The 24,703-nt window shown below is 47.3% G+C and carries 24 protein-coding genes; 16 read left to right on the top strand and 8 right to left on the bottom strand.

Features of this window, described 5'->3' with window-relative positions:
- Positions 1 to 3: 3 nt before the first annotated feature.
- Positions 4 to 279: an MrpF/PhaF family protein gene (locus J3U76_RS12955; RefSeq protein WP_208006398.1), complete on the top strand. Its 276-nt coding sequence runs from the start codon at positions 4 to 6 to the stop codon at positions 277 to 279.
- Positions 272 to 649 (top strand): monovalent cation/H(+) antiporter subunit G, encoded by a 378-nt coding sequence (gene mnhG / locus J3U76_RS12950; protein ID WP_243454253.1) that lies wholly within the window; start codon positions 272 to 274, stop codon positions 647 to 649. The genes J3U76_RS12955 and mnhG overlap by 8 nt, the downstream gene beginning before the upstream one ends.
- Before the next feature lie 84 nt (positions 650 to 733).
- Here the strand turns inward: mnhG and J3U76_RS12945 are convergent, their stop codons facing one another.
- From J3U76_RS12945 to J3U76_RS12935, 3 genes are read right to left on the bottom strand one after another with little or no spacing between them, the layout of a single operon-like run.
- Positions 734 to 1,123 (bottom strand): response regulator, encoded by a 390-nt coding sequence (locus J3U76_RS12945; RefSeq protein ID WP_208006397.1) that lies wholly within the window; start codon positions 1,121 to 1,123, stop codon positions 734 to 736.
- On the bottom strand, positions 1,104 to 2,348 hold the full coding sequence (locus J3U76_RS12940; RefSeq protein WP_208006396.1) for a response regulator: 1,245 nt from the start codon (positions 2,346 to 2,348) through the stop codon (positions 1,104 to 1,106). The genes J3U76_RS12945 and J3U76_RS12940 overlap by 20 nt, the downstream gene beginning before the upstream one ends.
- On the bottom strand, positions 2,349 to 3,989 hold the full coding sequence (locus J3U76_RS12935; RefSeq protein WP_208006395.1) for a GGDEF domain-containing response regulator: 1,641 nt from the start codon (positions 3,987 to 3,989) through the stop codon (positions 2,349 to 2,351).
- A 182-nt stretch (positions 3,990 to 4,171) separates the two neighbouring features.
- Here J3U76_RS12935 and J3U76_RS12930 point away from each other — a divergent pair, with 182 nt between their 5' ends.
- The gene (locus J3U76_RS12930; RefSeq protein ID WP_208006394.1) at positions 4,172 to 5,962 is read left to right on the top strand and encodes an ATP-binding protein; all 1,791 of its coding nucleotides are present in this window, start codon (positions 4,172 to 4,174) and stop codon (positions 5,960 to 5,962) included.
- Positions 5,963 to 5,991: 29 nt separating this feature from the next.
- On the opposite strand, the gene J3U76_RS12925 is transcribed toward J3U76_RS12930, so the two are convergent.
- Together J3U76_RS12925 and yihA are read right to left on the bottom strand one after the other, a co-directional pair.
- Positions 5,992 to 6,690, bottom strand: coding sequence for a pseudouridine synthase (locus J3U76_RS12925; protein ID WP_208006393.1), 699 nt, complete (start codon positions 6,688 to 6,690; stop codon positions 5,992 to 5,994).
- Positions 6,690 to 7,334 (bottom strand): ribosome biogenesis GTP-binding protein YihA/YsxC, encoded by a 645-nt coding sequence (gene yihA / locus J3U76_RS12920; protein WP_208006392.1) that lies wholly within the window; start codon positions 7,332 to 7,334, stop codon positions 6,690 to 6,692. Before yihA ends, J3U76_RS12925 begins: the two co-directional genes overlap by 1 nt.
- Positions 7,335 to 7,477: 143 nt before the next feature.
- On the opposite strand from yihA, the gene J3U76_RS12915 reads away from it, so the two are divergent.
- The 4 genes from J3U76_RS12915 (at position 7,478) to hemN (ending at position 10,756) form a co-directional block, all read left to right on the top strand.
- Positions 7,478 to 8,095, top strand: coding sequence for a c-type cytochrome (locus J3U76_RS12915; protein ID WP_208006391.1), 618 nt, complete (start codon positions 7,478 to 7,480; stop codon positions 8,093 to 8,095).
- A 236-nt stretch (positions 8,096 to 8,331) separates the two neighbouring features.
- Positions 8,332 to 8,916 carry a Der GTPase-activating protein YihI gene (yihI, locus tag J3U76_RS12910; RefSeq protein ID WP_208006390.1) on the top strand — a complete coding sequence of 195 codons (585 nt, stop codon included), beginning with the start codon at positions 8,332 to 8,334 and terminating at the stop codon, positions 8,914 to 8,916.
- Complete coding sequence (locus J3U76_RS12905) at positions 8,913 to 9,371, top strand: DUF2489 domain-containing protein (protein ID WP_208006389.1); 459 nt, start codon at positions 8,913 to 8,915, stop codon at positions 9,369 to 9,371. Before yihI ends, J3U76_RS12905 begins: the two co-directional genes overlap by 4 nt.
- 14 nt (positions 9,372 to 9,385) lie before the next feature.
- Entirely contained in the window at positions 9,386 to 10,756 is a 1,371-nt protein-coding gene (gene hemN, locus J3U76_RS12900; protein WP_208006388.1) for an oxygen-independent coproporphyrinogen III oxidase, read from the top strand.
- A gap of 77 nt (positions 10,757 to 10,833) precedes the next feature.
- Here the strand turns inward: hemN and add are convergent, their stop codons facing one another.
- A complete protein-coding gene (add, locus tag J3U76_RS12895; protein ID WP_208006387.1) occupies positions 10,834 to 11,832 on the bottom strand; it encodes an adenosine deaminase in 999 nt (332 codons plus the stop codon).
- Positions 11,833 to 11,978: 146 nt separating this feature from the next.
- On the opposite strand from add, the gene slyA reads away from it, so the two are divergent.
- Genes slyA through J3U76_RS12880 form a run of 3 tightly spaced genes read left to right on the top strand, consistent with a single transcriptional unit; the run spans position 11,979 to position 14,514 of the window.
- A complete protein-coding gene (slyA, locus tag J3U76_RS12890) occupies positions 11,979 to 12,407 on the top strand; it encodes a transcriptional regulator SlyA (protein ID WP_208006386.1) in 429 nt (142 codons plus the stop codon).
- A 21-nt stretch (positions 12,408 to 12,428) separates the two neighbouring features.
- Positions 12,429 to 13,478: an HlyD family secretion protein gene (locus J3U76_RS12885; RefSeq protein WP_208006385.1), complete on the top strand. Its 1,050-nt coding sequence runs from the start codon at positions 12,429 to 12,431 to the stop codon at positions 13,476 to 13,478.
- Between the two features lie 19 nt (positions 13,479 to 13,497).
- On the top strand, positions 13,498 to 14,514 hold the full coding sequence (locus tag J3U76_RS12880) for a DUF2955 domain-containing protein (RefSeq protein WP_208006384.1): 1,017 nt from the start codon (positions 13,498 to 13,500) through the stop codon (positions 14,512 to 14,514).
- A gap of 118 nt (positions 14,515 to 14,632) precedes the next feature.
- Here J3U76_RS12880 and glnA read toward each other — a convergent pair whose 3' ends face one another.
- Entirely contained in the window at positions 14,633 to 16,042 is a 1,410-nt protein-coding gene (glnA, locus tag J3U76_RS12875; RefSeq protein WP_208006383.1) for a glutamate--ammonia ligase, read from the bottom strand.
- Between the two features lie 385 nt (positions 16,043 to 16,427).
- Between glnA and typA the strand changes: the two genes are divergently transcribed.
- The 5 genes from typA (at position 16,428) to J3U76_RS12850 (ending at position 21,643) form a co-directional block, all read left to right on the top strand.
- Positions 16,428 to 18,254, top strand: coding sequence for a translational GTPase TypA (gene typA / locus J3U76_RS12870; protein ID WP_208006382.1), 1,827 nt, complete (start codon positions 16,428 to 16,430; stop codon positions 18,252 to 18,254).
- A 149-nt stretch (positions 18,255 to 18,403) separates the two neighbouring features.
- Positions 18,404 to 19,303, top strand: a complete 900-nt coding sequence (locus J3U76_RS12865) for a virulence factor BrkB family protein (RefSeq protein WP_208006381.1) — start codon at positions 18,404 to 18,406, stop codon at positions 19,301 to 19,303.
- On the top strand, positions 19,303 to 20,262 hold the full coding sequence (pip, locus tag J3U76_RS12860) for a prolyl aminopeptidase (RefSeq protein WP_208006380.1): 960 nt from the start codon (positions 19,303 to 19,305) through the stop codon (positions 20,260 to 20,262). The genes J3U76_RS12865 and pip overlap by 1 nt, the downstream gene beginning before the upstream one ends.
- A complete protein-coding gene (gene dtd, locus J3U76_RS12855) occupies positions 20,259 to 20,696 on the top strand; it encodes a D-aminoacyl-tRNA deacylase (RefSeq protein WP_208006379.1) in 438 nt (145 codons plus the stop codon). The genes pip and dtd overlap by 4 nt, the downstream gene beginning before the upstream one ends.
- Positions 20,697 to 20,752: 56 nt before the next feature.
- Complete coding sequence (locus J3U76_RS12850; RefSeq protein ID WP_208006378.1) at positions 20,753 to 21,643, top strand: bifunctional GNAT family N-acetyltransferase/hotdog fold thioesterase; 891 nt, start codon at positions 20,753 to 20,755, stop codon at positions 21,641 to 21,643.
- 1 nt (position 21,644) lies between these two features.
- Here J3U76_RS12850 and J3U76_RS12845 read toward each other — a convergent pair whose 3' ends face one another.
- Entirely contained in the window at positions 21,645 to 23,681 is a 2,037-nt protein-coding gene (locus J3U76_RS12845) for an AsmA family protein (protein WP_208006377.1), read from the bottom strand.
- 449 nt (positions 23,682 to 24,130) lie between these two features.
- On the opposite strand from J3U76_RS12845, the gene J3U76_RS12840 reads away from it, so the two are divergent.
- A complete protein-coding gene (locus J3U76_RS12840; protein ID WP_208006376.1) occupies positions 24,131 to 24,532 on the top strand; it encodes a hypothetical protein in 402 nt (133 codons plus the stop codon).
- Positions 24,533 to 24,703: the final 171 nt, after the last annotated feature.

The following is a 24,703-nucleotide window of genomic DNA, read 5'->3' as shown; positions in this document are numbered from 1 at the left end:
GCTATGCTGGAAATTACCATTAAATTATCGTTTATTTTTTTAAGTTTCGGGCTAGTGCTGGCCACTATTCGCCTGTTGCGTGGGCCTACCTTACCCGATCGGGTAGTGGCGTTAGAGGTGATTGCCTCTATGACGGTGGGCTTTATTGTGCTTTATAGCATTAGTTATGAGGTACCACAGTTAATTGATGTTGCCTTAGTACTGGCGTTAACTTCCTTTATGGCGGCGGTCGGCTTTGCTCGATATCTTGAGCGAGGGGGGCAGCGCGATAATGACTGAGATCTTTACTAGTATATTTTTATTACTGGGGGCGTTTTTAATGCTGTTGTCTGGGGTGGGTATTATTCGTATGCCCGACTTGCTAACGCGTATGCACGCAACCAGTAAAGCAGGGGCATTAGGTATAGGGTTAATGACCTGTGGTTTTGTAGTGTTTTACCATGATGACTTTAGTTTGATAGTTCGTGCGCTCGCCATGATTATGTTTGTGATTGTAACTGCGCCAGTGGCGGCGCATGTGTTGGCGAGGGCGGGTTACTTTGTGGGTATTAAGCTATGGGAAGGAACGGTAAAAGACGTGATTAAAGAACGTTACGATCTTAAAACTCATCGACTACGCAGTGCCCCTAAACCACGGGATGAAGATTAGACTTACTAAAAATAGTGCCCCAATATTAAAGCCGAACTTTAAGTTCGGCTTTTTCTTTAATCAAGCCAGTCCCCAGTTCTCTTATCACTGACAGCTTTGCCAAATATCGGTAACTTGCTGTGGTAAGCGCATGGGATCGAAAGGTTTAGCTATTACATCGACAGCGCCCAAGGCTTTATAGGCGGCTACCGCTTGGGGTTGAGTTTTAGCGGTCATAAATGCAATGGGAATATGAGCAAGCTCTGCTTGCTGCTGCATTGCCTTGAGCGTGGTGGGGCCGTCCATATCGGGCATCATGACATCTAGCAAAATAAGATCCGGTGCAAAGTCGCCAGCCTGCTCTAGCGCTTGCTGACCCGAGGCACACAGTAATACGTTAAAGCCACCCACTACTTCTAATGCCAGTTGAGCAATTTCGCGAATATCTGCGTCATCTTCTACATATAATATGCGATTAAGGTTTTTGTGTGACACTGTTTGTTCCTGAGGTATGGGATGATGAAGCCGGGGTGTCGGTTAATGTATATACGCTAACTTCTGTTGCATCTGGCTCACTCGTGAGCCATTTTTCTTGATCTAATCCAGACTGGCGTAACATGCGTAATGCCTTTGGAGTATCTAGCTGTGAGGCCACTTTTAAGGCGGCCAAATGCATCACCAGTAAAATACGCTGGGTAATATGCGTGGGTGGCATATGAATAGCCCCAATAAGCTCACGCATGGGTAAAGGGAGCCCCCATTGTTGCTTTATTTTATTGCCATACTGTGGCGCCCACTGCGCTAATTGTAGGCTAACCTGCGACTCATTCAGTTGGCCGCCTAAGGCAATAAAGTCTTGTAAGGTGCGCAGTACCGCCATTTCACCGGCCCGACTCAATAGCCCAGCGGTATAACAGCTTAACCCATCTAGACCTAGGCTGGTGGCCATTGCCCGTGCTGTGCTGGCTATTTGTTCAGAGATACCTTGGTGATACTTCGCTTGTGTTATTAATAACTCATTATGCAAGGAGCCTGTGATATCTAGCGCTAACGCCATAGCGGCCCGCAACGCCATATCGACGCCTAGCATCGCAATCGCTTCATCTAATCGGTTTACGGGTTTGCCGCTGCGTTTTAACGACGCACTGTTCGCCAGTTTAAGTAGACGGGCAGACAATAACGGCTCTGTTTGCCATTGCTGAGTAAGCGCCTGAGGGGATAGCTGCTCACTTTTTGCCAGTAGCGGTAATACCGCATCTGGAGCCAGCTCAGCGGGTAGACGTATTTGATCGGCAAAGGCGGTTTTTAACCAAGTATCTAGGCTGGACACTAAGGCTTTATCGCAGTTAACGGTAGTGACGGTCTGTAAAATGGGCAATAAACGCTGCTGTAACATATTGACGTCAAATGGCTTAGCAATAAATTCACTAATGCCCTGTTGGGCGGCACTGATCACTGAACGTCTATCTGAGTGGGCGCTAATCATCACTATGGGCACGCTTTTATTGTGGTTGCGTATTAGCTTAACCAACTCCAACCCTGAACCATCGGGCAGATGTTGATCGCAAATAACAAGTTGTGCCGGCTGTTGATGCCAAGCGCTAATGGCTTGTGCCACGCCAGTGGCATGGCGCACTTTTGCTTGCGCTATGGTGCCGCTTAATACTAGCTCGACCAATTCAGCAATGAAGGGATCATCCTCTAACAGCAAAATATCCACTTAGTTGGCATCCTTAGGCGTAAAGCAAGTTACACCATTACGGCCCTGATGTTTACGCTGATAAAGAGCCTGATCGGCGGCTTTAAGCGCATGCTCAGCCAAGGGAAAGTGATTAAGCTGTGCAAGGCCAATACTCACAGTGACATTAAACTCACCCTTGCGGCCATGAAAACTTAAGCGCGAGAAGTGGCGACATACAGCGTTAAACATGGGTTGTGCTTGTGTTAGGTCACAGTTTGGCAGCACAGCGACAAACTCTTCTCCGCCATAGCGACCTATATGATCTGTATAGCGCAGCCGCTGCTTTAAAAGGTGAGCGAAGGCTTTAATGACCAGATCGCCTGCGGCATGACCATGCTGGTCATTCACTTGTTTAAAATGGTCTAAATCCAGTATGGCAATGGTGGTGCTGTGGCCATAGCGTTGTATGCGAGCATATTCATGATCCAGTGCTTGCTTAATATGAGAGTGATTAAGCAAGCCGGTTAAACTGTCACACGATAATAGTTTAGCTAAAGTGCGAGCGCGATAGCACAAAGCGTGCACACTATTTACTAATTGTTGGTCAGAAATAGGCTTAGTAATAAAGTCGTCAGCCCCTTGTGCCAAGGCCATAATTTGCTGATCACGGTCTTGCTCAGATGATAAATACACAATGGGTAAACTCAGCCATTTGGGTTCAAAGCGGATCATGCGGGCTAAAGTGATCCCAGAATAAGGTGGTATATGCACATCAAGCAGCACAATATCTGGGCTAAATTCACTGAGTACGGTTAATAAATGCTCAGGACTGTGCATGACTTTTACGTCTTTACCTGCGGCAGTTAGCACTAAGCGATAATGCTCTGCCAGCTCTTGGTCATCATCTAACAATAGTATTTTGCTGGTATAAGCAGTACGGCGCTCTTGACCTATTTGCTCAATTCTTTCAGCCAGTTTGGCAATATCTACAGGCAAGGTAAATAAGCCTTTGGCACCCTTAGAGGCTAGGGCATAACGTGCCGAAAAGGTATCTTGTGTGCCAATACACAAAATATCAGCTGCTTGTTGCTGATGTTGTTGCGCTTGGGTGTTATTCCAAGCGACCGTTGTTGTGAGTTGATGAGCAGGCGCAATAATAATATCGGCGTAATGCCAACATTGGTTACAGTTGGTAATGGGCTGCTCGCAATGATTGATAGTAAACCCATAGGGGGTAAGAGCGGTGACTAACTGACTAAGCTCTTGGCCTATAATCAAGATTTGCGTTTTATTTTTAATAGCAGCTTGGGGGTGAGTAACCTCAGGGGCAGAAGGCGTGTCGTTTTGCTGCAAGAGAAGAAGTAACTGTTGTAATGAATAGAGAAAATCGGCATCAACAATCGGCGTCGTCGTTGGAGTCGTTGCGTGAGTGGTGGGCTTAATGGTGTCTGCTAACAACATGGCCTGCTGGCCCAGTTGATGATAGCCAAACGTACCCGCAGAGCCGCTTAAGCGGTGCAGTAATTGGTATAAGTCTTCAACTTCTGTTGCTGTAACTCTTGCTCCCTGTTTGCTGGCAAGAGCTGCTAATAATGCTGTTAACTGAGTGGTGGTTTTTTCGGCAAACCGTATTTTCAGCAAGAGCAGCCGATTTTCTATTGCGGTTGTTTCCGGTGCCATTACCCTCTCCAGTGTAGATGTATGGTTGTGCAAGACTCGAACTTGACCTTAACCCGTCCCCCGAGTGGGAGCGACTCTCTTAAGCCAAGCCGTTATAACAATCTGTATTAAGAAAAATGTACCACTTTCTGTGGTCATGATAGCGTATCTGCTGCTAAGAGCCATCACAAGGAAGATACAGAATGGGCTTATCCCTTAAAGGGCGTATTTCTCTGATTATTTTAGCCACGGCTTTGCTTACCGTATTGGCGATCTTGGTGATGAGCTACCAGATTCTGGGAGATGACCTAGAACAGCAAATTCGCCAGCAACAGATGATAGAAACGAATCGCGATGCAGAGCAAGTGCAGCACAAGCTTGCTCTGCGTTTGGCCGCGTTAATGGGCATGAGCTCTCAACTGACCAATGGCACTCAGCTCAACTCTGTGGCCAAGATAAATGAAAAAATACAACGCCATGCCCTGTTGCAGTCGTATTTCCCTGACGGATTATTAGTGCTTAATCAGCAAGGAACGGCGATTGCCGAAAGCCTATTTGTTCCTCATCGGCTAGGTACTAACTATGCTGATGTTCCTCATATAAAACAAGCTCTTAAAACGCGAAAGCCCGTGATTAGTCACCCCGTTATCGGGCGTAAGACAGGCATGCCGCTTATCTCGTTTGTCAATCCTATTTTGGGGGATGATGGCCAGTTACTGGGCATACTTATTGGCGTTATTAATCTCTCTAAAGCCTCATTGTTACCTCAACAGCGTTTAGCTGCAGCGCAGCAAAGGGGCGTAGAGTTTAAAATTATTGACGCACAAAGCTTAACCTTTATTTATAACGGTACCCATCCAGAAAAAGGCATTCAGCCACTGCCTCCGCCCTTAGCAAACCCCTTAGTGGATGCGGCTTTATCAGGCTTTAATGTGGGAGTGGTAGAAAAAGGTGAGCAACGTTGGGTTTATGCTAATACGCATTTAAATCAGCTGGGCTGGGTGTTTGTACGTGCTGTGCCTTACGAACAAGCCATTGGGCCTGCCAAAGCATTATTATTAGACTTTGCCAGTATCAGTATTTTAATGGGAGCAATATTGGCGCTGGCCGCGTTTGGGTTAGCTTGGAGTGCTATGCGTCCCTTGGCCACCATGACACAGCAAATTCGTACTATGAGCAGCCAAAGCACTAATAATTCACCACTACCAGAAACAGGCGTGCGCGAAGTGGCACAGCTCGCCCAAGCTTTTAATCAATTAGTGGCTGAGCGAAAGGCATTAAGTGCCGTAAAAGATGATTTTGTGGCGGTGATCAGTCATGAGTTACGCACTCCGCTTACCTCGATTAATGGGGCGCTTAAGTTGATGCACTCTGGGGTCACTGGTCCATTACCTGAAAAAGCCGATGAGTTAACCGTATTGGCGCTGCGCAATGGTGAGCGACTGCAACACATTATTAATGATCTGCTTGATATTAATAAATTAAGTGCCGGTAAAATGCAGTTAGCTATAGAGCCTTGTTGCATCACTGAACTGGTGGATGAGGCTATTGCGGCTAATCAGCCTATGGCGCAAGAATATCAGGTTCAGCTGAGGGCGCAGGCTAACCAACCCTACTATGCAGAGACAGACCTATTTAGGTTTAGGCAAGTATTAGATAACTTGCTCAGTAATGCGATTAAGTTTTCACCTAAGCAGGCGGTTGTTACGGCAACCACTGAGCTTACGCCTTGCGGTCGGTTGCGGGTGAGTGATCAAGGGAGTGGCATCCCTGCCGCCTTTCGCGATTCATTATTTGAACGTTTTGCTCAAGCAGAGTGCGGCACTATGCGTGCTAATAAAGGAACCGGCCTTGGGTTAACCATTAGTAAAGAGTTAATAACCTTAATGGGTGGGCAAATTGGCTTTTATAATGATAAGGGAGCTCACCTTTGGGTAGAGCTCCCTTTACGCCTTGATCATACCCGTAAAAGTGAGGGGCAATCAGACGTTTAACACTGAATATTCACCGTCAATATACAGGCTTAAATTGCTGCTACCTCTTCAGGTGTAAGATAACGCCATTCGCCCTCAGCTAGGCTGTCATCCAGCTTGATCTCGCCTACTTGTAAACGGTGTAGGCCAATTACATGATTGCCCACTGCCGAAAACATTCGTTTAACTTGATGATACTTACCTTCATATATGGTGAGTAAAACACGAGTAGGCGTAAGCACCACTAATTGCGCCGGCAAAGTGAGTTGGTCTTCACCATTAAGCTGTACGCCTTGGGTAAAGCGCTCACTAATATCAGCAGCTTTAGCGTCTGTTAATGGGTCGGACAAATCAACTTGGTACACTTTAGGGCAGGCTTTTTTGGGCGAGCGCAACCGGTGTGACCATTGGCCATCGTCAGTCAGTAATAAGGCGCCTGTGGTGTCTAAATCGAGGCGACCAGCACACTGCATACCGCGGCGTAGCTCCATAGGTAGAAGCTGCAGCACACAAGGGTGTACTTCATCTTGTGTGGCACTAATATAACCTGCGGGCTTATGCAGCAAAATATATCTATCGGTAGGCCGGCTGAGCGGCTGGCCATTTAAGCGTACAGTTTGGTCGTTAATGTGCGCGCTGCTTTTTTTTATCAGCTCGCCATCAAGGGTAACCTCACCATTGTGTAAGGCCTTTTTTGCCTGAGAGCGAGTCATGCCGGTGGCTTCAGATAAAAATCGGTCAAGGCGCATTACTGAGTGTCACCGTCTGTTGCTGCTCCACTCTCATCTTCTTGTAATAACCATTCGCTTAAAATAGCTTTGGTTTTATCTAGGCCCAGCGTTTTAAGGGAGCTAAATGATTCAACACGAATATCTCCGCCAAACTCGGCCACAGCTTTGCGAACGCGCAGCACTTCAGAGTTACGCTGGCCGGGCTTAAGTTTGTCGCACTTAGTGAGCAGTGCTAATACTGGCAACTGACTGTCGCTGGCCCATTCTAGCAGCTGTTGATCTATGTCTTTTAAGGGATGGCGAATATCCATTAATACCACCAAACCTTTAAGACTTTCACGCTGTTGCAGGTAAATGGACAAGGCTTCTTGCCATTTTCGCTTCATTTCTTGCGGTACTTTGGCGTAGCCGTAACCGGGCAAATCGATTAATCGTTTACCTTCGCTTAGCTCAAACACGTTAATAAGCTGAGTACGGCCTGGGGTTTTACTAATTCGCGCCAGGCTTTTCTGCTGTGTTATTGTGTTTAAGGCGGATGATTTGCCAGCATTTGAGCGTCCGGCAAACGCAATCTCTACGCCAGTGTCTTCTGGCATGTGTGTAATATCGGGCGCGCTTGTAATGAAGCGGGCGCTATTAAAGTTTATCGGTTTGTTATGCAATGTGAATTCCTCTGAGTTCTCGTCCCGCTTTGCTTACATTTTTGAAAAAAAATTGTAGAATGGTGTGGTTTTTTGAATCGCATTGTAGCATGCCCTTGTCGGTATGTGATCTGGAAGCTATTACAACGAGAAGTCGCAACGTCATGAAAAAAATTATAATTACACTCGCCTTAATGCTTGGAGTGGTTGGTGTTGCCCAAGCCCAAGGCGACGCAGAAGCAGGTAAAGTAAAATCAGCTACTTGTGCAGCTTGCCATGGTCCTGATGGTAACAGCCCTCTCGACATGTACCCTAAACTGGCTGGGCAGCATGCCTCTTATCTTGCCGAGCAGTTAGCTGATTATAAGTCAGCGGCTACCGGCGGAGAAGGGCGCGCTAACGCTATAATGGCCGGCATGGCTATGCCTTTGTCTGAGCAAGATGCCGCAGATTTAGCTGCCTACTTTGCCAGCCAAGCAATTACGCCTATTGCTACCCCAGAAGACGTGGTTGAGCAGGGTTCTGCTTTATACCAAGGGGGTGATATTGAGCGTGGAATTACCGCCTGTATTGCTTGTCACGGTCCACGTGGCGAAGGCTTAGAAGCGGCTAAATTTCCAAGCTTAGCGGGTCAATATCCTAAGTATATTGCCGAGCAGCTGCACTTGTTCCGTAGTGGAGAGCGTAATAACGATCTTAACGGCATGATGCGCAGTGTGGCAGCTAAGCTGACTGACGAAGATATAGAAGTACTGTCTAAGTACGTTGCTGGTCTTCGTTAATACTTGTATTTTGGGGGCGACAGCCCCCTACTTTTCTTTTTCTCCTCAGATTATCCTGCCGTACTATTCGTACCCTCCTTATTCAATATCTTGCTAACGTTTTCTGCTGTGGCAGGTTAAAATAATGTAGCCATGTCAGGTCGCGTTTTAGATCCCTTAACTTCACTGATAAGGCAGGCAAGTTCGGCATAACATCTTGAGGCCGATATCATATTTGTGCATATACCGGAGTCACAATGACACGTATAAAAAAGACCCGCAGCCCGGGGCAAGCTGGAACTCAAAACAAGAAACGGGAAACAGCTGAGCAAATTAAAGAGCGTAAACGCAAAGCAAAGCGCAATGGGCTAGCACCTGGCTCAAGACAAAATGTAGCCGAGCACACCACTAAGCAAGGTGGTAATAAAGCTAATAAAGATCCGCGTTTAGGCTCAAAAAAACCGGTGGCGCTTACGCCTAGCTCCCCTGCGTCTCACGCTGAAAAGCCCCCTAAGCCGACTAAAAAGCAGCTGACGGAACAAGTGGCCAGCGAGCGTGCTCAAGCATCAAGTGAGTTAACGGCCGAACAAGAGCTGGAGCAGTTAGAAAACAATGAGCGCCTCAATAACTTACTCGATAAAGTCGATGCCGGCACTAAGCTTAATAAAGCCGACGCCAGCTGGCTAGATAGCACCTTGGCACGTCATCAACAGCTACTAGAACAACTGGGTTTATTAGAAGCAGATGATGAAGAAGCGGTTGACGGCGACGATTTATGGACGCGCTTTATGGATGCAGAACTTGATCCTGCGCAATATGACGATAAGGAAGATAAGTCATGATCTCTCCTTGGTTAATGGCGGCCCTAGCGGGCGGCCTTATTATCGTAGGGCTGGCGGTTTATGCTGGCAAATTACTTGCACGGTTAAAACTGCAAAATCAGTATCAGCAGCAGGCGATTGATAAGCGTAATTTACGCATTTTAGACAGTATTCACACCATTGCTTTGGCCATGAGCCAAGACCAGTGTAATTTTTCTGAAGGTGCGATTCGCTTAACTAACCTGTTAAATGCCTTGCAGTTTGCTGAGCCAAAAGACTTTGCCATTGACTACCCAGGTGTCTATGACCTGTATGACAAGGTTAAAGATATGCCAACCCACGAAGCGCGCAAGCAATATAAACGCAACCAAATTATGCGTATGGATTTGCAGCGAGCGGGTTTTGAACACGAACTTGAAGCACAAATTAAAACAGAGGTGACGCGACTGGCAAGCTTAGAACTGCCCACTCGCTAAGCCGAGGAGAGGTCATGTCAGCAAAAATAGTATGGGATCAGGCAATTATCGAGAAGTATAATTACTCGGGACCTCGTTATACGTCTTACCCCACGGCAATGGAGTTTAACGACTCTTTTGGCATGACCGAACTTGAAGCTGCCGCCGCCCGCTACCCCGAGCGGCCTTTGTCGTTATATGTGCATATCCCGTTTTGTCATAAGCTGTGTTATTACTGCGGTTGTAACAAGGTGATCACCCGCCATCAAAGTAAAGCCGACTTATATCTTGATTATCTAGAGCAAGAAATTAAGCGCCTCGCTCCCTTGTTTGCCGGGCGTACCGTTACTCAGTTGCACTGGGGCGGCGGCACCCCTACCTTTTTGACCGAACCACAAATTCGCCGCCTAAATAATTTATTGCGCGAGCATTTTCATTTTGCCGAGCCAGGCGAATACAGTATAGAAATCGACCCCAGAAAAATTGAGCTAAACATCTTAGATGTGTTGAAAGAGGTCGGCTTTAATCGTATTAGCTTAGGTGTACAAGACTTTAATAAAGCCGTGCAGCAGATGGTAAACCGCGAGCAAGACAATGACTTTATTAAAACTTTAGTCACTCATGCCGCAGCGCTTGGCTTTCGCTCTACTAATCTCGACTTAATTTATGGCTTGCCCTTGCAAACCCCCGAGAGTTTTCAGCATACCTTAAAAGAAATAGTGGCATTAAAGCCGGCGCGGCTCTCGGTATTTAACTATGCACATCTGCCGAACCGATTTGCAGCGCAGCGTAAGCTAAACGAAGCGGATATGGCCAGCCCTGCCAATAAACTCTTGATGCTAGAGCAAAGTATTAACTTTTTAACTGAGCAAGGTTATCAGTTTATTGGTATGGATCATTTTGCTTTGCCTGACGACAGCTTGGCCATAGCGCAAAACGAGGGCAAGTTGCACCGTAACTTCCAAGGTTATACCACTCAGGGGGAGTGTGACTTACTGGGCCTTGGGGTGTCTTCAATTAGTATGATTGGCGATGCTTACTCGCAGAACAAAAAAGATTTAAAAGAATATTACGCTCAGCTAGATAGCTTGGGCCATGCGCAAACGGTAGGTTATGCCTTAAACACAGATGACTGCTTGCGCCGCGATTTAATTAAGACCTTAATTTGTAACTTTGAGCTGGAGTTCGCTCCACTTGAAGCGGAATATAAGATTAATTTTGCGGATTACTTTGCTGAAGATCTTAAGCTACTACAAACCTTTATCGACGATGAACTGGTTACTATCAGCGACACTGGCATTAAAGTGACGCTAAAAGGCGAACTGCTTATTCGCAATATTTGCATGTGTTTTGATGTGCACCTACGCCGCGAAACCCGCATCCGTCAATTCTCGAGAGTAATTTAAAACATAGCTATCAGCTATCAGCGGTCAGAAAAATACCGAGCCTAGTGCTCGGTATTTTTGTTTGGGGTAGCTAGGTGCTAGGTGCTCGGCGCTGTTTTTAAAGTCTTCTTTTCTTCTTCACTCATAAATGCCATGGCGAGGGCGTTTTCTTGGCAGCGGCGAGTGTGGGCGGGGGTTAATCCGGCCGCTTTGGCTGCATTATTATATTCGTGGCGTAACTCTATGCCTTGTACTGCGGGGTCGTCGGTATTCAGGCAAACGCGAATATCCTGAGCTAAAAAGGTGTGAATAGGGTGCTCGCTTAACTTAGCCACGGTACTGGTTTGTATATTGGAGGTAAGGCAAGACTCAATACCAATATTATGCTCACCGATATAATCCAATAACGCAGCATCTTGCACCGCATTAACCCCATGACCAATGCGCTCGGCTCCCAGCGCTTGAATGGCCTGCCATATACTGGCACTGCCAGCAGCTTCGCCGGCGTGCACGGTAATTTGCAAACCCGCATCGCGCACGCGTTTAAAATGCTCGGTAAATAAATCCCCCGGAAAACCTAACTCATCACCGGCTAAGTCCATGGCCACCAATCTATCTTTATAGGCCAAACAGGCGGCCAGTTCTTGCTCGCAGGCTTGTTGACCAACGGTGCGGCTCATAATACCAATAAGCTTGGTAGGGATGTGAAAATCGCGACTGCCCGCCGCCACGCCATCTAATACCGCCTCTACCACACCTTGAGGATCAAGCTGGTGGTTCATAGCCATATAGCCGGGGCTAAAGCGCAGCTCTGCATAGTCGATGCCGGCTAAATATAGATCTTCAACGTTTTCATAGGCCACCCGCCGGCAAGCGTCATAACTGCCCAGCACCTTGACCCCCCAGTCTAACTTGGCAAGAAACGAGACCAAATCGGGAGCATTATCTTGCACCTGCACATAAGGGCGCAATGCCTGCACATTGTTGGCTGGCAGCACCATATTAAACTGCTGACCTAGATCTAATATGGTGGCAGGACGAATATTACCGTCTAAATGACGGTGTAAATCTAATACCGGTAACCTAGCGTCTATCATTATGGTGTGCTCCTGATTAACCCTATGTGCGGTCAGTTTCTGGTTAGCACTTATTGTTACAAATGTTGGCTGGTGTGTGAATTAATGATTGTGTGAGGTAGTTAGCAAGAATATAATTAGCATGCTAACCAATTTAAGAGGTGATAATGAAAACCTTAGGCATGACTTTATCCTATCTGGTTCGACATTGGCGTTGGGTTAACGATGAGCGCCTTCAGCCATTAGGGTTAACGCAAAGCCGCTGGGTCACCTTAAGTCATCTAAAATACCAAGATGGCATGCAGCAACACCAATTGGCACGCATGGTGGGCGTAGAAAGCCCTTCTTTGGTGCGCACGCTAGATGGACTAGAGCAATTGGGCTTAGTTGAGCGTCGGCCTTGTCCGCAAGACAGACGTGGTAAAAGGGTGTATCTAACCCCTAAGGCTGCCCCGCTTATGGCCGACATGGATGCCGTGTTAGATGACACTCGCTCAGCAGTATTAGCAGGGCTGAGCGAGCAGGAAATTGCTGAGTTTAATCGAGTTGCTGAGCATATTAGCCACAACTTACACCGTTTGTGTGAACATAAATAATGGCTCCCTTTTGAGGTAACAATGACACCAGAACAAAGCTTTAGCCGTTGGGTAAAAATTGCGCTTAGCATCTTTTTTGTGCTGTTTATCTATTTTGTGATGGCCGATAACTACATGCCAATGACGCCAGAGGCACGCATACAACGTTATGTGGTACCGGTGTCTGCTCGTGTCTCGGGGCAAGTCAGTAAGGTTGATGTCACTAATAATCAACAGGTAACGGTTGGGCAGCGCTTGTTTGAGTTGGATGATAGCGATTATGTGTTGGCGGTTAAGCGTAGTGAGCTTGCGCTTTCTCACGCTAAGACTGAGCAGCAAAAAGCCTTATCGGCATTAGCTGAAGTTAAAGCTGAGTCTCACCAAACTGCCTTGCAAGCCGATGAGCAAGCACGAGAAGCGGCCCGTATTGCGCGCTTACACCGTCAAGGGCATATGTCTTTGCAACAATTAGAACAGGCGAATACCAAGGTTAGTTTGGCACGCGAAGCCAATGCCGTAAGCAAAGCGAAAAACCAAGAAGTAGAGCAAAGCGTATTAGCCGCGGGCATTAGTGTAGAAGAGGCACAAGTGGCGTTAGATCAGGCACAGCTTGCGTTGGCGCGCACCCAAGTGTATGCCGAAAGCAATGGTCGTATTGGTAACTTGCAATTGCGCCAAGGGCAACACGCCAATGCCGGTCAGCCGTTAATGGCGTTAATTTCTGATCAAGCTTGGGTGAGTGCCGACTTTCGTGAGAAAAGCCTGCGCCATGTAGCAGCAGGAACACCGGTTGATATTGTGTTTGATGCCTTGCCTGGCCAGGTGTTTGCTGGGCATGTCACCAGTATCGACAGTGGGGTACGAGAGGGGCAGCAAGCCGCAGACGGTTTATTAGCCCAGCCCGTTAGCTCAGATCGCTGGGTGCGAGATGCACAGCGTTTGCGTACTCATATTGCACTAGACGAAGACTGGCCACCGTTGGCTACGGGGGCTAAGGCAACAGTGCAACTCTACCCTATTGATAACCCCATTTTTTATGGTTTAGCTGCCATGCAGTCGCGGGTAATTAGCGTATTACGCTATTTATATTAAGCGCTCAGCGAGGGTCGGTATGGAATTAACTCACGATAAACTGCGCACCTGCTTGCGCATTGCCTTTGGCAGTGCGGCCGGTTTGCTAACGGCTAAAGTGATGAACTGGAATTTTGGGGTGTTTTTTACGGTGTATCCCATGCTGCTGTTAGGCATGGTGCCGATATTAAATCGCTTTGTGGCCATGCAGTTTATAGGCTCTTCTTTGTTGACGTCACTGGAGATTATGATTTTGCCAGGCATCCTCAATCACTGGCCGCCTGCGTTTATTGCCATGGTATTTTTCCTATTTTTGGGGCGTTTTTTCTTGATGGCCAAAGGCCCTTTGATGTTATTTGGCGCTTCAGGCTGCGTGAGTTTGAGTATTATGCTGCACTTTTCGAGTTATGCACACTTTGATTTGGCCGAAATGGCGTCGCTGAATATTATTGCTTCTTTGCTATCGGTGGCGTTGGCATATATTGTCTATACTTTTTTGCCTAACCAAGAGGCTCCCGTGGTACGAGCCTTGCCAACTAAAAGTGCCAATGTGATCCGTCATCAGGCTTTATTGGGCGGCATTATCGCTACGTTAAGTTTTATTGTGTTTCAAACTGTCGACTTGGTTGATTCACTCTCGGCCCAAGTAGCCACTATATTGGTATTATTTCCCATGAGTTTTGTGGGGGCGTCACAGTCGGGCCGCCAGCGCTGCATTGGCACCTTGTTGGGTTGTGGCTTAGGTTTGTTGACCCAGCTATTTTTATACAGCTATTACCACAATTTGCTGTTGCTCACGCTGTCGTTTTGGTTATGTGTGATGGTGTTTGCCCGCTGGCATGTTAAAGAGGGAATGCCGGGCATAGGTTTTGCAGGTTTAACCACTGTGGGGATTTTATTTGGGCAATATGTGTCGCCAGAGCATGACTTGGTGTACAGCGCTTTATATCGCATTAGCTCGATGACCATCGCCATTTTGCTCACTTTGTGCTGTGTGTACTTAGTGCACAAAATATTGAATCTGTTTCCCTCAACGCGCCACCAAATACTGAGCTAATGAACAGGCACCGTACAAAGAAAAACCCCGAGCTTACAGGCTCGGGGTTTGTTTAACTGACCGCTGATAGCTGATAGCTGATAGCTGATAGCTGACGGCTTACAGCTCTATTATAAGCTTAAATCGAGTAGTAAAGATCGTACTCTAGCGGGTGAGTCGCCATATTAATGGTTTCGGCTTCTGCACGCTTATACTTGATAAAGGCATCAATAAACTCGTCACTAAACACCCCACCACGAGTTAAAAACTCGCGATCGGCATCTAAACAATCCAACGCATTATCTAACGACACGGCGACCGTTGGAATTTCGGCGGCTTCCTCTGCTGGCAAGTCGTATAAATCCTTATCCATGGCATCGCCAGGGTGGATTTTATTTTGAATACCATCTAAGCCAGCCATCAGTAGGGCGGCAAAACACAAATAAGGGTTAGCGGCTGGATCAGGGAAGCGCGTTTCAATACGGCGCGCTTTAGGAGAGCTCACCAAAGGAATACGAATAGACGCCGAGCGGTTACGGGCTGAGTAAGCCAACATCACTGGCGCTTCAAAGCCGGGTACCAAACGCTTATAGGAGTTAGTTGAAGGGTTGGTAATGGCATTAAGTGCGCGAGCATGCTTGATAATACCGCCAATGTAGAACAGCGCCATTTCAGACAAACCGCCATATAAGTCACCGGCAAATAAGTTTTCGCCATTTTTAACTAACGACTGATGTACGTGCATACCCGAGCCATTATCGCCCACTAATGGCTTAGGCATAAAGGTAGCGGTTTTATCAAAGGCATGGGCAACGTTATGCACCACATACTTATACACCTGAATTTCATCGGCTTTTAAGGTTAGTGTATTAAACTTACAGGCAATTTCATTTTGACCTGCGGTGGCCACTTCATGGTGATGCGCTTCAACCACTAAGCCCATTTCTTCCATCACCAAGCACATGGCGGCACGAATATCTTGTGATGAATCGGTAGGCGCTACCGGGAAGTAACCGCCTTTTACGCCGGGTCTGTGACCTTTGTTGCCACCTTCATACTCTCGGCCTGAGTTCCATTTAGCTTCTATGTCATCAATTTTAAAGAAACTACCCGACATATCGGTATGAAAACGTACATCGTCGAATAAAAAGAATTCGGGCTCTGGGCCAATTAGCACACTATCGGCAATACCACTGGCCACTAGGTATTCTTCTGAGCGGCGAGCAATTGAACGTGGGTCACGGTCGTAGCCCTGCATAGTGTTGGGTTCTAGAATGTCGCAGCGAATATTTAAGGTGACATCTTCAGTAAAGGGATCTAGCACGGCGCTGCTTGGGTCGGGCATTAATACCATGTCGGACTCATGAATGGTTTTCCAGGCGGTCATGGACGAGCCGTCGAACATTTTGCCTTCTTCAAAGAAGTCTTCATCGACCTGACCTGCAGGAAAACTGATGTGCTGCTCTTTACCTTTTATATCGGTAAAGCGCAGATCGATGAATTTGACCTCATATTCCTTTATCATGTCCATTACGTTGTCTATTGACATGGATTTCGACCTCCAAAAATAATCATTTTATGGTTTGATGAGGGGTTGGAACAAGCGCCCCATCAGTTGCCAGCGATAAAACTACACGAAATTTAAAGCACAAATTAGAAAATAACCACAACAAAGCGAAATCTCTGTCACATTGTTAAATGCTGGCGCGCATGACATTCAGTTTGATTTTTGAAACACCAAGCCGTTTTGGGTACGCATTAAGTTCGCCAGTCCATGCTAGAAGTATTGAGTTGTTATACCCAGTTATCATGGTGCATTCGGCGGCACTTGAAAAGCTCGCTTGCAGTTATTTTCGATACTTCTAGGTAGATCCGTGCTAGGCGAGTAAAATAGCCGACGATTTATTATCCACCCCCAGTATTTTGAGGCAGGAATGTTAGATAACCTACGTAATATCGCAATCATCGCTCACGTTGACCATGGTAAAACCACCTTGGTAGACAAGCTGCTGCAGCAGTCTGGTACGCTAGAAAGCCGCGGCGAAGCGGAAGACAGAGTCATGGACTCCAACGACATAGAGCGGGAGCGCGGCATTACCATTCTTGCCAAAAACACCGCTATCCGCTGGACGTCCCCTGAAAATCAAGAATACCGCATCAACATAGTAGACACCCCAGGACACGCCGACTTTGGTGGTGAAGTGGAACGTGTTATGTCTATGGTCGACTCAGTATTATTGCTGGTTGATGCCCAAGAAGGCCCGATGCCACAAACGCGCTTTGTAACCCAAAAAGCTTTTGCTCAAGGCCTAAAGCCGATTGTTGTTATCAACAAAGTAGACAAGCCTGGTGCTCGTCCAGACTGGGTACTAGACCAAGTGTTTGATTTGTTTGATAACTTAGGTGCAACTGACGACCAGTTAGACTTCCAAGTTATTTATGCTTCTGGCATTAACGGTTGGGCAACGCTTGACGTTGATGCACCTGAACCAGATATGACCACCTTATTTAAAACCATCGTTGAGCAAGTGCCAGTACCGGATGCCGATCCTAATGGTTCACTGCAAATGCAGATTTCTCAATTAGACTACTCTTCTTATGTTGGCGTTATTGGTATTGGTCGTATTAAGCGCGGTACCGTTAAAACCAACCAGCAAGTGACTGTGATTGGGGCTGATGGTAGTACTCGTAACGGTAAAGTAGGCCAAGTAATGGGTTACTTAGGGCTGGAGCGTACCGATTCAGGTGAAGGCTCTGCCGGTGACATTGTGGCTATTACTGGTTTAGGTGAGCTAAAAATCTCTGACACTGTTTGTGCTCAAGGTGAAGTAGAAGCCTTGCCACCGTTGTCGGTTGATGAGCCTACCGTAACCATGACCTTTCAGGTGAACAACTCACCTTTTGCTGGTCTAGACGGCAAGTATGTAACCTCTCGTAATATCATGGAGCGCTTAAACTCTGAGCTGGTGCACAACGTAGCATTGCGCGTTGAGCAAGGTTCAGATCCCGATAAGTTCCGTGTATCTGGCCGTGGTGAATTACACCTAGGCATTTTGATTGAAAACATGCGCCGTGAAGGCTTCGAGCTGGCAGTATCTCGCCCAGAAGTTATCTTAAAAGAAGAAAATGGCGTTAAGCTAGAACCTTTTGAGACCTTAACGGTTGATATTGAAGAAGAAAGCCAAGGCTCCATTATGGAGAAGTTGGGCGAGCGTAAAGGTGAAATGACCGATATGGTTCCCGATGGTAAAGGCCGTGTTCGCATCGACTTTATCATTCCTGCTCGTGGTCTTATTGGTTTTCAAACCGAGTTTATGACGCTGACCTCAGGCTCTGGTTTAATGAACCACAGCTTCGACCATTATGGTCCACATAAAGGCGGTGAAATTGGCTCTCGTACTAACGGCGTATTAATTTCTAACAGTAAAGGTAAAGCATCGGCTTACTCACTGTTTAATATGCAAGACCGTGGCCGCCTGTTTATTGATCACGCCACCGAAGTGTACGAAGGCATGGTGATTGGTATTCATAGCCGCGCCAACGACCTGACCGTTAACTGTATTAAAGGTAAGCAGTTAACCAACGTACGTGCTTCTGGTACCGATGAAGCCCTAACCTTAGTGCCACCGATCAAGATGACACTAGAGCAAGCGTTAGAGTTTATTGATGATGACGAGTTGGTAGAAGTTACGCCACAATTCTTGCGTATTCGTAAGCGTCACTTAACTGAAAACGAACGTAAGCGTGCCGGTCGCAGTTAATTGCGACTGACATTTGCTAAAAAGGGTGCCTAAGGGCACCCTTTTTTATATCTTTGTGAGGCAAGTTGCAGGGTAAGTGATATCCGACTGGCGCTGTGGTGGGGTAATTTGCCACAATGATAATATTTAGGGATAAAAAAGAGAGCGTTATGAAGCAGATACTTGCACAGCTTACTCATCGGCTGTATTTCATACGGGAGCATGGTGGGAGCTTTTCACGTTTTTTGTTACAGCGTGTAAAAGATGATCGGCTAAAAATAACCGCAGGTTATTTAGCCTATATCACCTTGCTGTCTTTAGTACCCATGCTGGCCGTTATTTTTGCCATGATGTCGGCGTTTCCGATGTTTGCCGAGCTAAGAGACACCATTCAACAGTTTGTGTTTACCAATTTTGTGCCGGCGGCAGGCGATGTGGTGCAAACTAAAATTCAGAGCTTTGTGGATAATGCCTCTAAAACCACGGCGGTGGGGGTAGTGGCGCTGGCGTTTACCGCCATGTTATTAATCTCTGCGATTGATCAAAACTTTAATTATATTTGGCGAGTGAGCCAAAAGCGGCGAGTATCGGTGGCCTTTGCAACCTATTGGATGATATTGACCTTAGGGCCTATTTTGGTGGGTGCAAGTTTGGCAATTACCTCTTACGTTACCAGTATACGGTTGTTTGAGAATGACGTATTGGGGCTAGGGGGGCATTTGTTATCTTTGTTCCCTTTTATTTTATCTACCATAATGTTTATTGCGTTTTACATGGTAGTGCCGAATACCCGCGTGAAGTTTAGTCACGCAGTTTGTGGCGCCTTAGTGGCAGGCTTACTTTTTGAAATCGCTAAGCGAGGCTTTGCCTTTTACATTGTGAAGTTTCCCTCGTACGAGGCGATTTACGGTACCTTGGCCACCATACCTATCATTTTTGTGTGGGTATATTTAAGCTGGATGGTGGCCTTATTAGGGGCTGAAATTACCGCTGGTTTAGGGGAGTACGAAAGCCTAAGAGGCAAACGCTTTGAAGACGTTAACCCCGATGCCGAAGAGGAGATAAGCTAATGCGCACCTTATATCCCAGCATTGGTTATTATAATCAGCATTGGCTGACGGTCAGTGATCGCCACCAGTTGTATATAGAAGAGTGTGGTAACCCCTTGGGTATTCCGGTGATAGTGCTCCATGGCGGGCCAGGAGCAGGCATTAGTGAGCAGCATCGTCGGTTTTTTGATCCAGAAAGCTATCGTATTATTTTGTTTGATCAGCGCGGTGCGGGGCAATCTAAGCCCCATGCTGACTTAGCTGATAACCATACCCAGGCCTTAATTGCTGATATTGAGCAGATCCGTGAGCTATTAGGCGTTGAGTCTTGGCTCGTGTTTGGCGGCTCTTGGGGCTCTACCTTGGCACTGTGTTACGCCATTGAACATGCCGAGCGAGTGCGCGCATTAGTACTGCGTGGGCTTTTCTTAGCGCGTCAGCAAGACTTGCGCTGGTTATATCAGCCCGATGGTGGTGCGGCGCAATTATTCCCCGATTATTATCAAGACTTTATTGCGCCACTAGAAGGCGATACGCGTCACTTGCTCAGTCATTATTATCGCCTGCTTACCAGTAGCAACGAGCTGGCGCGACTTAATGCTGCGCGTGCGTGGGCGATTTGGGAGGGACGTATTTCTACCTTATTGCCAAGGGCCGATGCGCAAGAATATTATGGCGAAGTACATGGGGCATTAGCCCTAGCAAGAATTGAAAGCCATTACTTTATTCATCAGTGCTTTATTGAAGAGAATCACATTATTCGCCAGATAAACGCACTGCGCAACATACCCGCTGTATTAGTGCACGGGCGCTACGATGCCATTTGTAAGCCGGCTGCGGCCACCGAGCTGGCGGCCCATTGGCCGGAGTTAACGCTACATATTGTGCCCGGTGCTGGGCACTCAGCCTTTGAACCCCCTATGATAGATGCCCTAGTGAAAGTTACCGATCACATGGCCAAGGAGTTAGCTCAGTTATGATTGCACTAATTCAACGTGTGAGTTCGGCATCGGTTGTGGTTGGCGCAGACACGGTAGGGGCCATTGGCCCAGGTTTATTAGTCTTTTTGGGCGTTGAGCGTAATGACACCAAAGACAATGCTGATAAGCTATTGCGTAAAGTATTGGGCTATCGGGTGTTTGCAGATGATGCCGATAAAATGAACCTGAATGTGCAACAAGTGGGTGGCAGTTTATTGGTGGTGTCGCAGTTTACGTTGGCCGCCGATACCAACAGCGGCTTGCGGCCCAGCTTTTCTAGCGCAGGCTCTCCTGCTGAGGCTGAAACTTGGTATGACTACTTTGTAAGCGCAGCCCAAGCGTCAGGCATTACTACCGCAACGGGTCGCTTTGCTGCAGATATGCAAGTGAGCTTAGTCAACGACGGCCCCGTCACTTTTTGGTTGCAGGCGTAAGGGAGTTTGCTCTTTATCCGCTTGGTTTACCTTTACCAAATTATTAGGAGCAGGCCATGTATCGCGTGGTAACCCCGCAAACGGACGCGGAGCTAAAGTCTTATTATCATCTACGCTGGCAGCTACTACGCAAGCCTTGGCAACAGCCCGAGGGATCTGAGCGAGATGAATTTGATGAGTATGCCCATCATCGTATGATGGTGGATAGCTCAAATAAACTAGTGGCGGTAGGGCGCCTGTATATGAGCGGCGATGAAGCGCAAATTCGTTTTATGGCCGTGGTGCCAGAGTGCCGAGATTTAGGCTTAGGTACGCGTATGGTGCAAGCATTAGAGCAGGTTGCACGCCAGCAAAGTGCCCGCCGCTTGGTGATGAATGCCCGTGAAGAAGCGGTAGCATTTTACAGCCGTTGTGGTTTTACTGTGGTGGGCGAGGGGCCGATTAGTTTTGGTAAAATACCCCACCGGCAAATGATTAAAGCCCTTACCTCTATTCATCAAATTCGCCACTGTTCAGAGCTGTGTGACGAGCTACAAAGCCAGTGGCATAGGCGTATTCCTATTAGCGAGAAAATGGGCATTCGCATTATTCAATACACTGGCAGTCGTTTTAAAACCAAAGCCAACCTTACAGCCAACCTTAATTTGCATGAGTCTATGTTTGCCGGCAGCATTTATAGCCAATGTGTATTAACGGGTTGGGGACTAATTTGGTTACAAATGCAAGAATTTGGGTTAACTGGCGACATAGTGCAGGGCCAAGGCGATATTAAATACTTAACTCCCATTTGGGATGAACCCAACGCCGAAGTGCAGGGCCGATTACGAGAGCAACTACTGCCTTTGCAGCTCGGTAAGCGGGTACGCATTGACTTACAAGTAACCCTGTACAGCGGTGAGCAAAAAGCCGCCGTTTTCAACGGTCGCTACGTTATTATGCCCCACTAGCCTAGGGGTGAGTGGAGTTAAGTTTTCGTACTGCATCAATAAGCGGGCCAGACAAACCTGCCTTAGGGTAGGGGATGTCACCGCGATACCAAGGCGTGCAAGGGGTAGCGAGTTTGGGTTGATGCAGGCTAAGCTGCGGCGCGCGCCATGTTTTGGTTAGCGCAATGGCCAACTCTCTACAACCACTGTCGTTAATGGCGCCGAGCTCCAGCTGCCAAGCACCGGCAAAGTCTAACTGACCGCGCAAGGCCAATAAGTGGCGAACACTTTGTAGTGCGCTGCCATCTAACTGCCAACGGCCTTGGTTGATGGGGCCTGCCAGTTGCATCTGATAAATAAAGGCATCGCCTTGGTTTAAATCTAATGCGGCGAGTGCGGGGTCTACTTGGCGCACTTGTCGATAATCTTCGGCTAATCGCGCCTTAAGCCAGCTATCTAGCCCTACTTTTTCAATAAACACATCTTGGCCTGTTATTGCCAGCTGCCCCTGCCAGGTTTCAGTTTGTGCTAATGCACCCTGTAAGTTGCCATTAAGATCGATCATGCCAGAAAACTCATGCTCACCTTGTTGCCAACGATACAGCGGCCGTATATCTAGCGCTTGTGCTGCCAGCTGTAATTGCCCCACATAAGGCGCATAACGGCTGATCTCTCCTTGCATCGACAGCTTACCTTCTAATATCTCAGTGGTTAGCTGCTCAACCGTCAATTGGGTATCATCTAAGCGTGCTTTGGTGTGCCCGTGACGCGCCACTATGCTGTTAAACGCTACTTCATTCCAGCTGGCCTCTAATCGGGCTTGCTCACTTAACGGACGCCACTGCCCAGCAGAGCGAGCCAAGTCGGTTACAAATACATTGGCGCCTAAAATAGACAGTGGTAACTCAGCATCTAACGATAACAACTCAACTTGGCTGGCATTTAACTTATGCAAGCGCACATCTGGGCTGGGCCAATATAGCTCAGGCTGCCAAATCAGCTTATTATCTGCCAGTTGCAGCGAGTCTATGTCTAAGCGTGCTTGTGCCGGAGTCCAACTTAGCTCGCTGTTAAAGGTGCCCTCATAAGCTTGCCCCGTTAAGCTTAACCCCAATTTATTGCGGCTACTGAGTAGCTCGCCTTGGTGCTTGCCTAGGCGTAACCAATCGAGTACGGCTTCATCAGCTTGCCAGTGCCCCCGAGCTTCAGGCAAACCGCCAGCTTGCCACTCAAGATAACGAAGCTCACCGTTAATGCCATTACTCGTTAACTGTGGGCTGGTAATACTAATATCAGAAAATGTTGCGCGATTAAGCTGCACACGCCAATGAGAACCCCAGAGCGGTAACTGCTCAAGCTGCAGCCGATTACGGCTAAAAGAGGCATCGGTTAAGGTCAGTGCTTGTTGTTGAGCATCCAGCGTTAACGCCGCATCCAATAGCCCATCAAACAAACGGCTTTGTATCCGTGCCAGCTGTAACTGCTGATCGGCTACCTGACCATGAAAGCTCATTTGTGCCATGGCAAAGTGAGGATGCGTGAGTTGACGTAACTGGCCCTTTATTTGTGTGTCTGACCACCATTGCCAATGGCTATCAAGGCGAGGCTGCCAATTTGTTAAGGTGACATCTGCCCCTTTTGCCTGCCAATCTTGCCAGCTAACGCTTAGGTTTTTGCTGGTAAATTCATCGATACGAATATTGGCTAAATTACTCGGCAGTGCAATATCACCGGCCTTATCGAGCTGTAACTGGGCATCAATAACATCAAGCGCGGCAATGCGGGTGTTATTAGACAGCGGCGAAAAATGCGCCAACTGCACATATACCTGCCCCGCGCTAAACCAATCACCTAACTGCACATCTTCCGCCAGCAAGGTATAAGGGTGCAGCGGATTAAACTCTAGGTTGCCGACTGTTAGGTCGAGCTCAGCGTGTTCGTTTAGCCAGCCCAATACCGGCTTTTTTAGCTGGTTAGCATCAAATACACTCAGCAACAGCCAGCCGGCCAGTAACAGTACCAGCACCAACACCAGTAGGAATTTGGCCAGCTTCTTCATCACATATCCCTTTCTTATCCAGCCCGTTAGGCAGCGTTACAGCGTCAGTTAACTATTAGATTAATAAAAAACATCTTACTGTGTAACACCTTACAAGAAAACTCATCCCCAGTGCGTTTATCTGTGAGCAGGCTGATATTACCGCCATTGCCTAACGAAAATGGAGTTATACGACAGTTGTCGTAAAACTCCGTAATTTTGTAGCTTAAAGGCTTATAAAGTACTGAAAAGTATGAAATAGTTGATGTGGATAAAAATAAATAAGCGAACGACCATTTTTCGCAAAAAACGACAGTTGTCGCTTAATTATCGATGTGCCACTTTTGTTTGGCTGTAAGGTGTTGATAATATTGGTTTTTTAATGAGGGTGTCTATGTTTGGCAAAAAATAAGCGCATTCTGCATAGATGTCATTTGTCGCTTAATTAGCTGTTATACAAGGATCAGTTCATGCCCAGAGTCACATTAGAAAAAGACAAAACCTTGAACAATATCGTTGATGCTCCTTGCGGTGAGTGCAAAAGAAGCACCAAACACAAAGTGCTGGCGAGCATCGATCTGTCAGGGCGAGAGGAGACCGAAGAGACACTGATTTACGGGTGGGACAACGAGTACCAAATTATCCAGTGTCAGGGATGCGAAACGATAATGTTTCGCCAGTCACACATGAATTCGGAGGATATGGAGCATGTCGCTGGGCCGACAGGCTGGGAAGCAGATTACGTAACTTTTGAAGACTATTTTCCCAACCCAGAAAAAAGTAGAACCGGATTGTCAGACGACCATTTGCTCCCTGAAAAACTCCAGAGGATCGGTGATTTTCAACCCAGTTGTCCAAATAAGACTGTCTAAGCAGCCATTTTATTTCGCTCCATTTCCTCGAGTTTACAGGGATTGAGCGAGACTCAACCCAGTTGTCCAAATAAGACTGTCTAAGCAGCCATTTTATTTCGCTCCATTTCCTCGAGTTTACAGGGATTGAGCGAGACAGCTCCCGTCACTTCCCAGTTTCGGGTATTACCC

This window comes from Oceanisphaera pacifica, from assembly GCF_017498065.1.
GTDB lineage: Bacteria > Pseudomonadota > Gammaproteobacteria > Enterobacterales > Aeromonadaceae > Oceanimonas > Oceanimonas pacifica.
This window is presented reverse-complemented; position numbering and strand designations above follow the sequence as displayed.

Bases quoted from the DNA above. Each gene is read 5' to 3' on its own strand.
- J3U76_RS12955 (WP_208006398.1), top strand. From the start codon at position 4: ATGCTGGAAATTACCATTAAATTATCGTTTATTTTTTTAAGTTTCGGG.
- mnhG (WP_243454253.1), top strand. From the start codon at position 272: ATGACTGAGATCTTTACTAGTATATTTTTATTACTGGGGGCGTTTTTA.
- J3U76_RS12935 (WP_208006395.1), bottom strand. From the start codon at position 3,989: ATGGCACCGGAAACAACCGCAATAGAAAATCGGCTGCTCTTGCTGAAA.
- J3U76_RS12930 (WP_208006394.1), top strand. From the start codon at position 4,172: ATGGGCTTATCCCTTAAAGGGCGTATTTCTCTGATTATTTTAGCCACG.
- J3U76_RS12925 (WP_208006393.1), bottom strand. From the start codon at position 6,690: ATGCGCCTTGACCGATTTTTATCTGAAGCCACCGGCATGACTCGCTCT.
- J3U76_RS12915 (WP_208006391.1), top strand. From the start codon at position 7,478: ATGAAAAAAATTATAATTACACTCGCCTTAATGCTTGGAGTGGTTGGT.
- yihI (WP_208006390.1), top strand. From the start codon at position 8,332: ATGACACGTATAAAAAAGACCCGCAGCCCGGGGCAAGCTGGAACTCAA.
- J3U76_RS12905 (WP_208006389.1), top strand. From the start codon at position 8,913: ATGATCTCTCCTTGGTTAATGGCGGCCCTAGCGGGCGGCCTTATTATC.
- hemN (WP_208006388.1), top strand. From the start codon at position 9,386: ATGTCAGCAAAAATAGTATGGGATCAGGCAATTATCGAGAAGTATAAT.
- add (WP_208006387.1), bottom strand. From the start codon at position 11,832: ATGATAGACGCTAGGTTACCGGTATTAGATTTACACCGTCATTTAGAC.
- slyA (WP_208006386.1), top strand. From the start codon at position 11,979: ATGAAAACCTTAGGCATGACTTTATCCTATCTGGTTCGACATTGGCGT.
- J3U76_RS12885 (WP_208006385.1), top strand. From the start codon at position 12,429: ATGACACCAGAACAAAGCTTTAGCCGTTGGGTAAAAATTGCGCTTAGC.
- J3U76_RS12880 (WP_208006384.1), top strand. From the start codon at position 13,498: ATGGAATTAACTCACGATAAACTGCGCACCTGCTTGCGCATTGCCTTT.
- glnA (WP_208006383.1), bottom strand. From the start codon at position 16,042: ATGTCAATAGACAACGTAATGGACATGATAAAGGAATATGAGGTCAAA.
- typA (WP_208006382.1), top strand. From the start codon at position 16,428: ATGTTAGATAACCTACGTAATATCGCAATCATCGCTCACGTTGACCAT.
- J3U76_RS12865 (WP_208006381.1), top strand. From the start codon at position 18,404: ATGAAGCAGATACTTGCACAGCTTACTCATCGGCTGTATTTCATACGG.
- pip (WP_208006380.1), top strand. From the start codon at position 19,303: ATGCGCACCTTATATCCCAGCATTGGTTATTATAATCAGCATTGGCTG.
- dtd (WP_208006379.1), top strand. From the start codon at position 20,259: ATGATTGCACTAATTCAACGTGTGAGTTCGGCATCGGTTGTGGTTGGC.
- J3U76_RS12850 (WP_208006378.1), top strand. From the start codon at position 20,753: ATGTATCGCGTGGTAACCCCGCAAACGGACGCGGAGCTAAAGTCTTAT.
- J3U76_RS12845 (WP_208006377.1), bottom strand. From the start codon at position 23,681: ATGAAGAAGCTGGCCAAATTCCTACTGGTGTTGGTGCTGGTACTGTTA.
- J3U76_RS12840 (WP_208006376.1), top strand. From the start codon at position 24,131: ATGCCCAGAGTCACATTAGAAAAAGACAAAACCTTGAACAATATCGTT.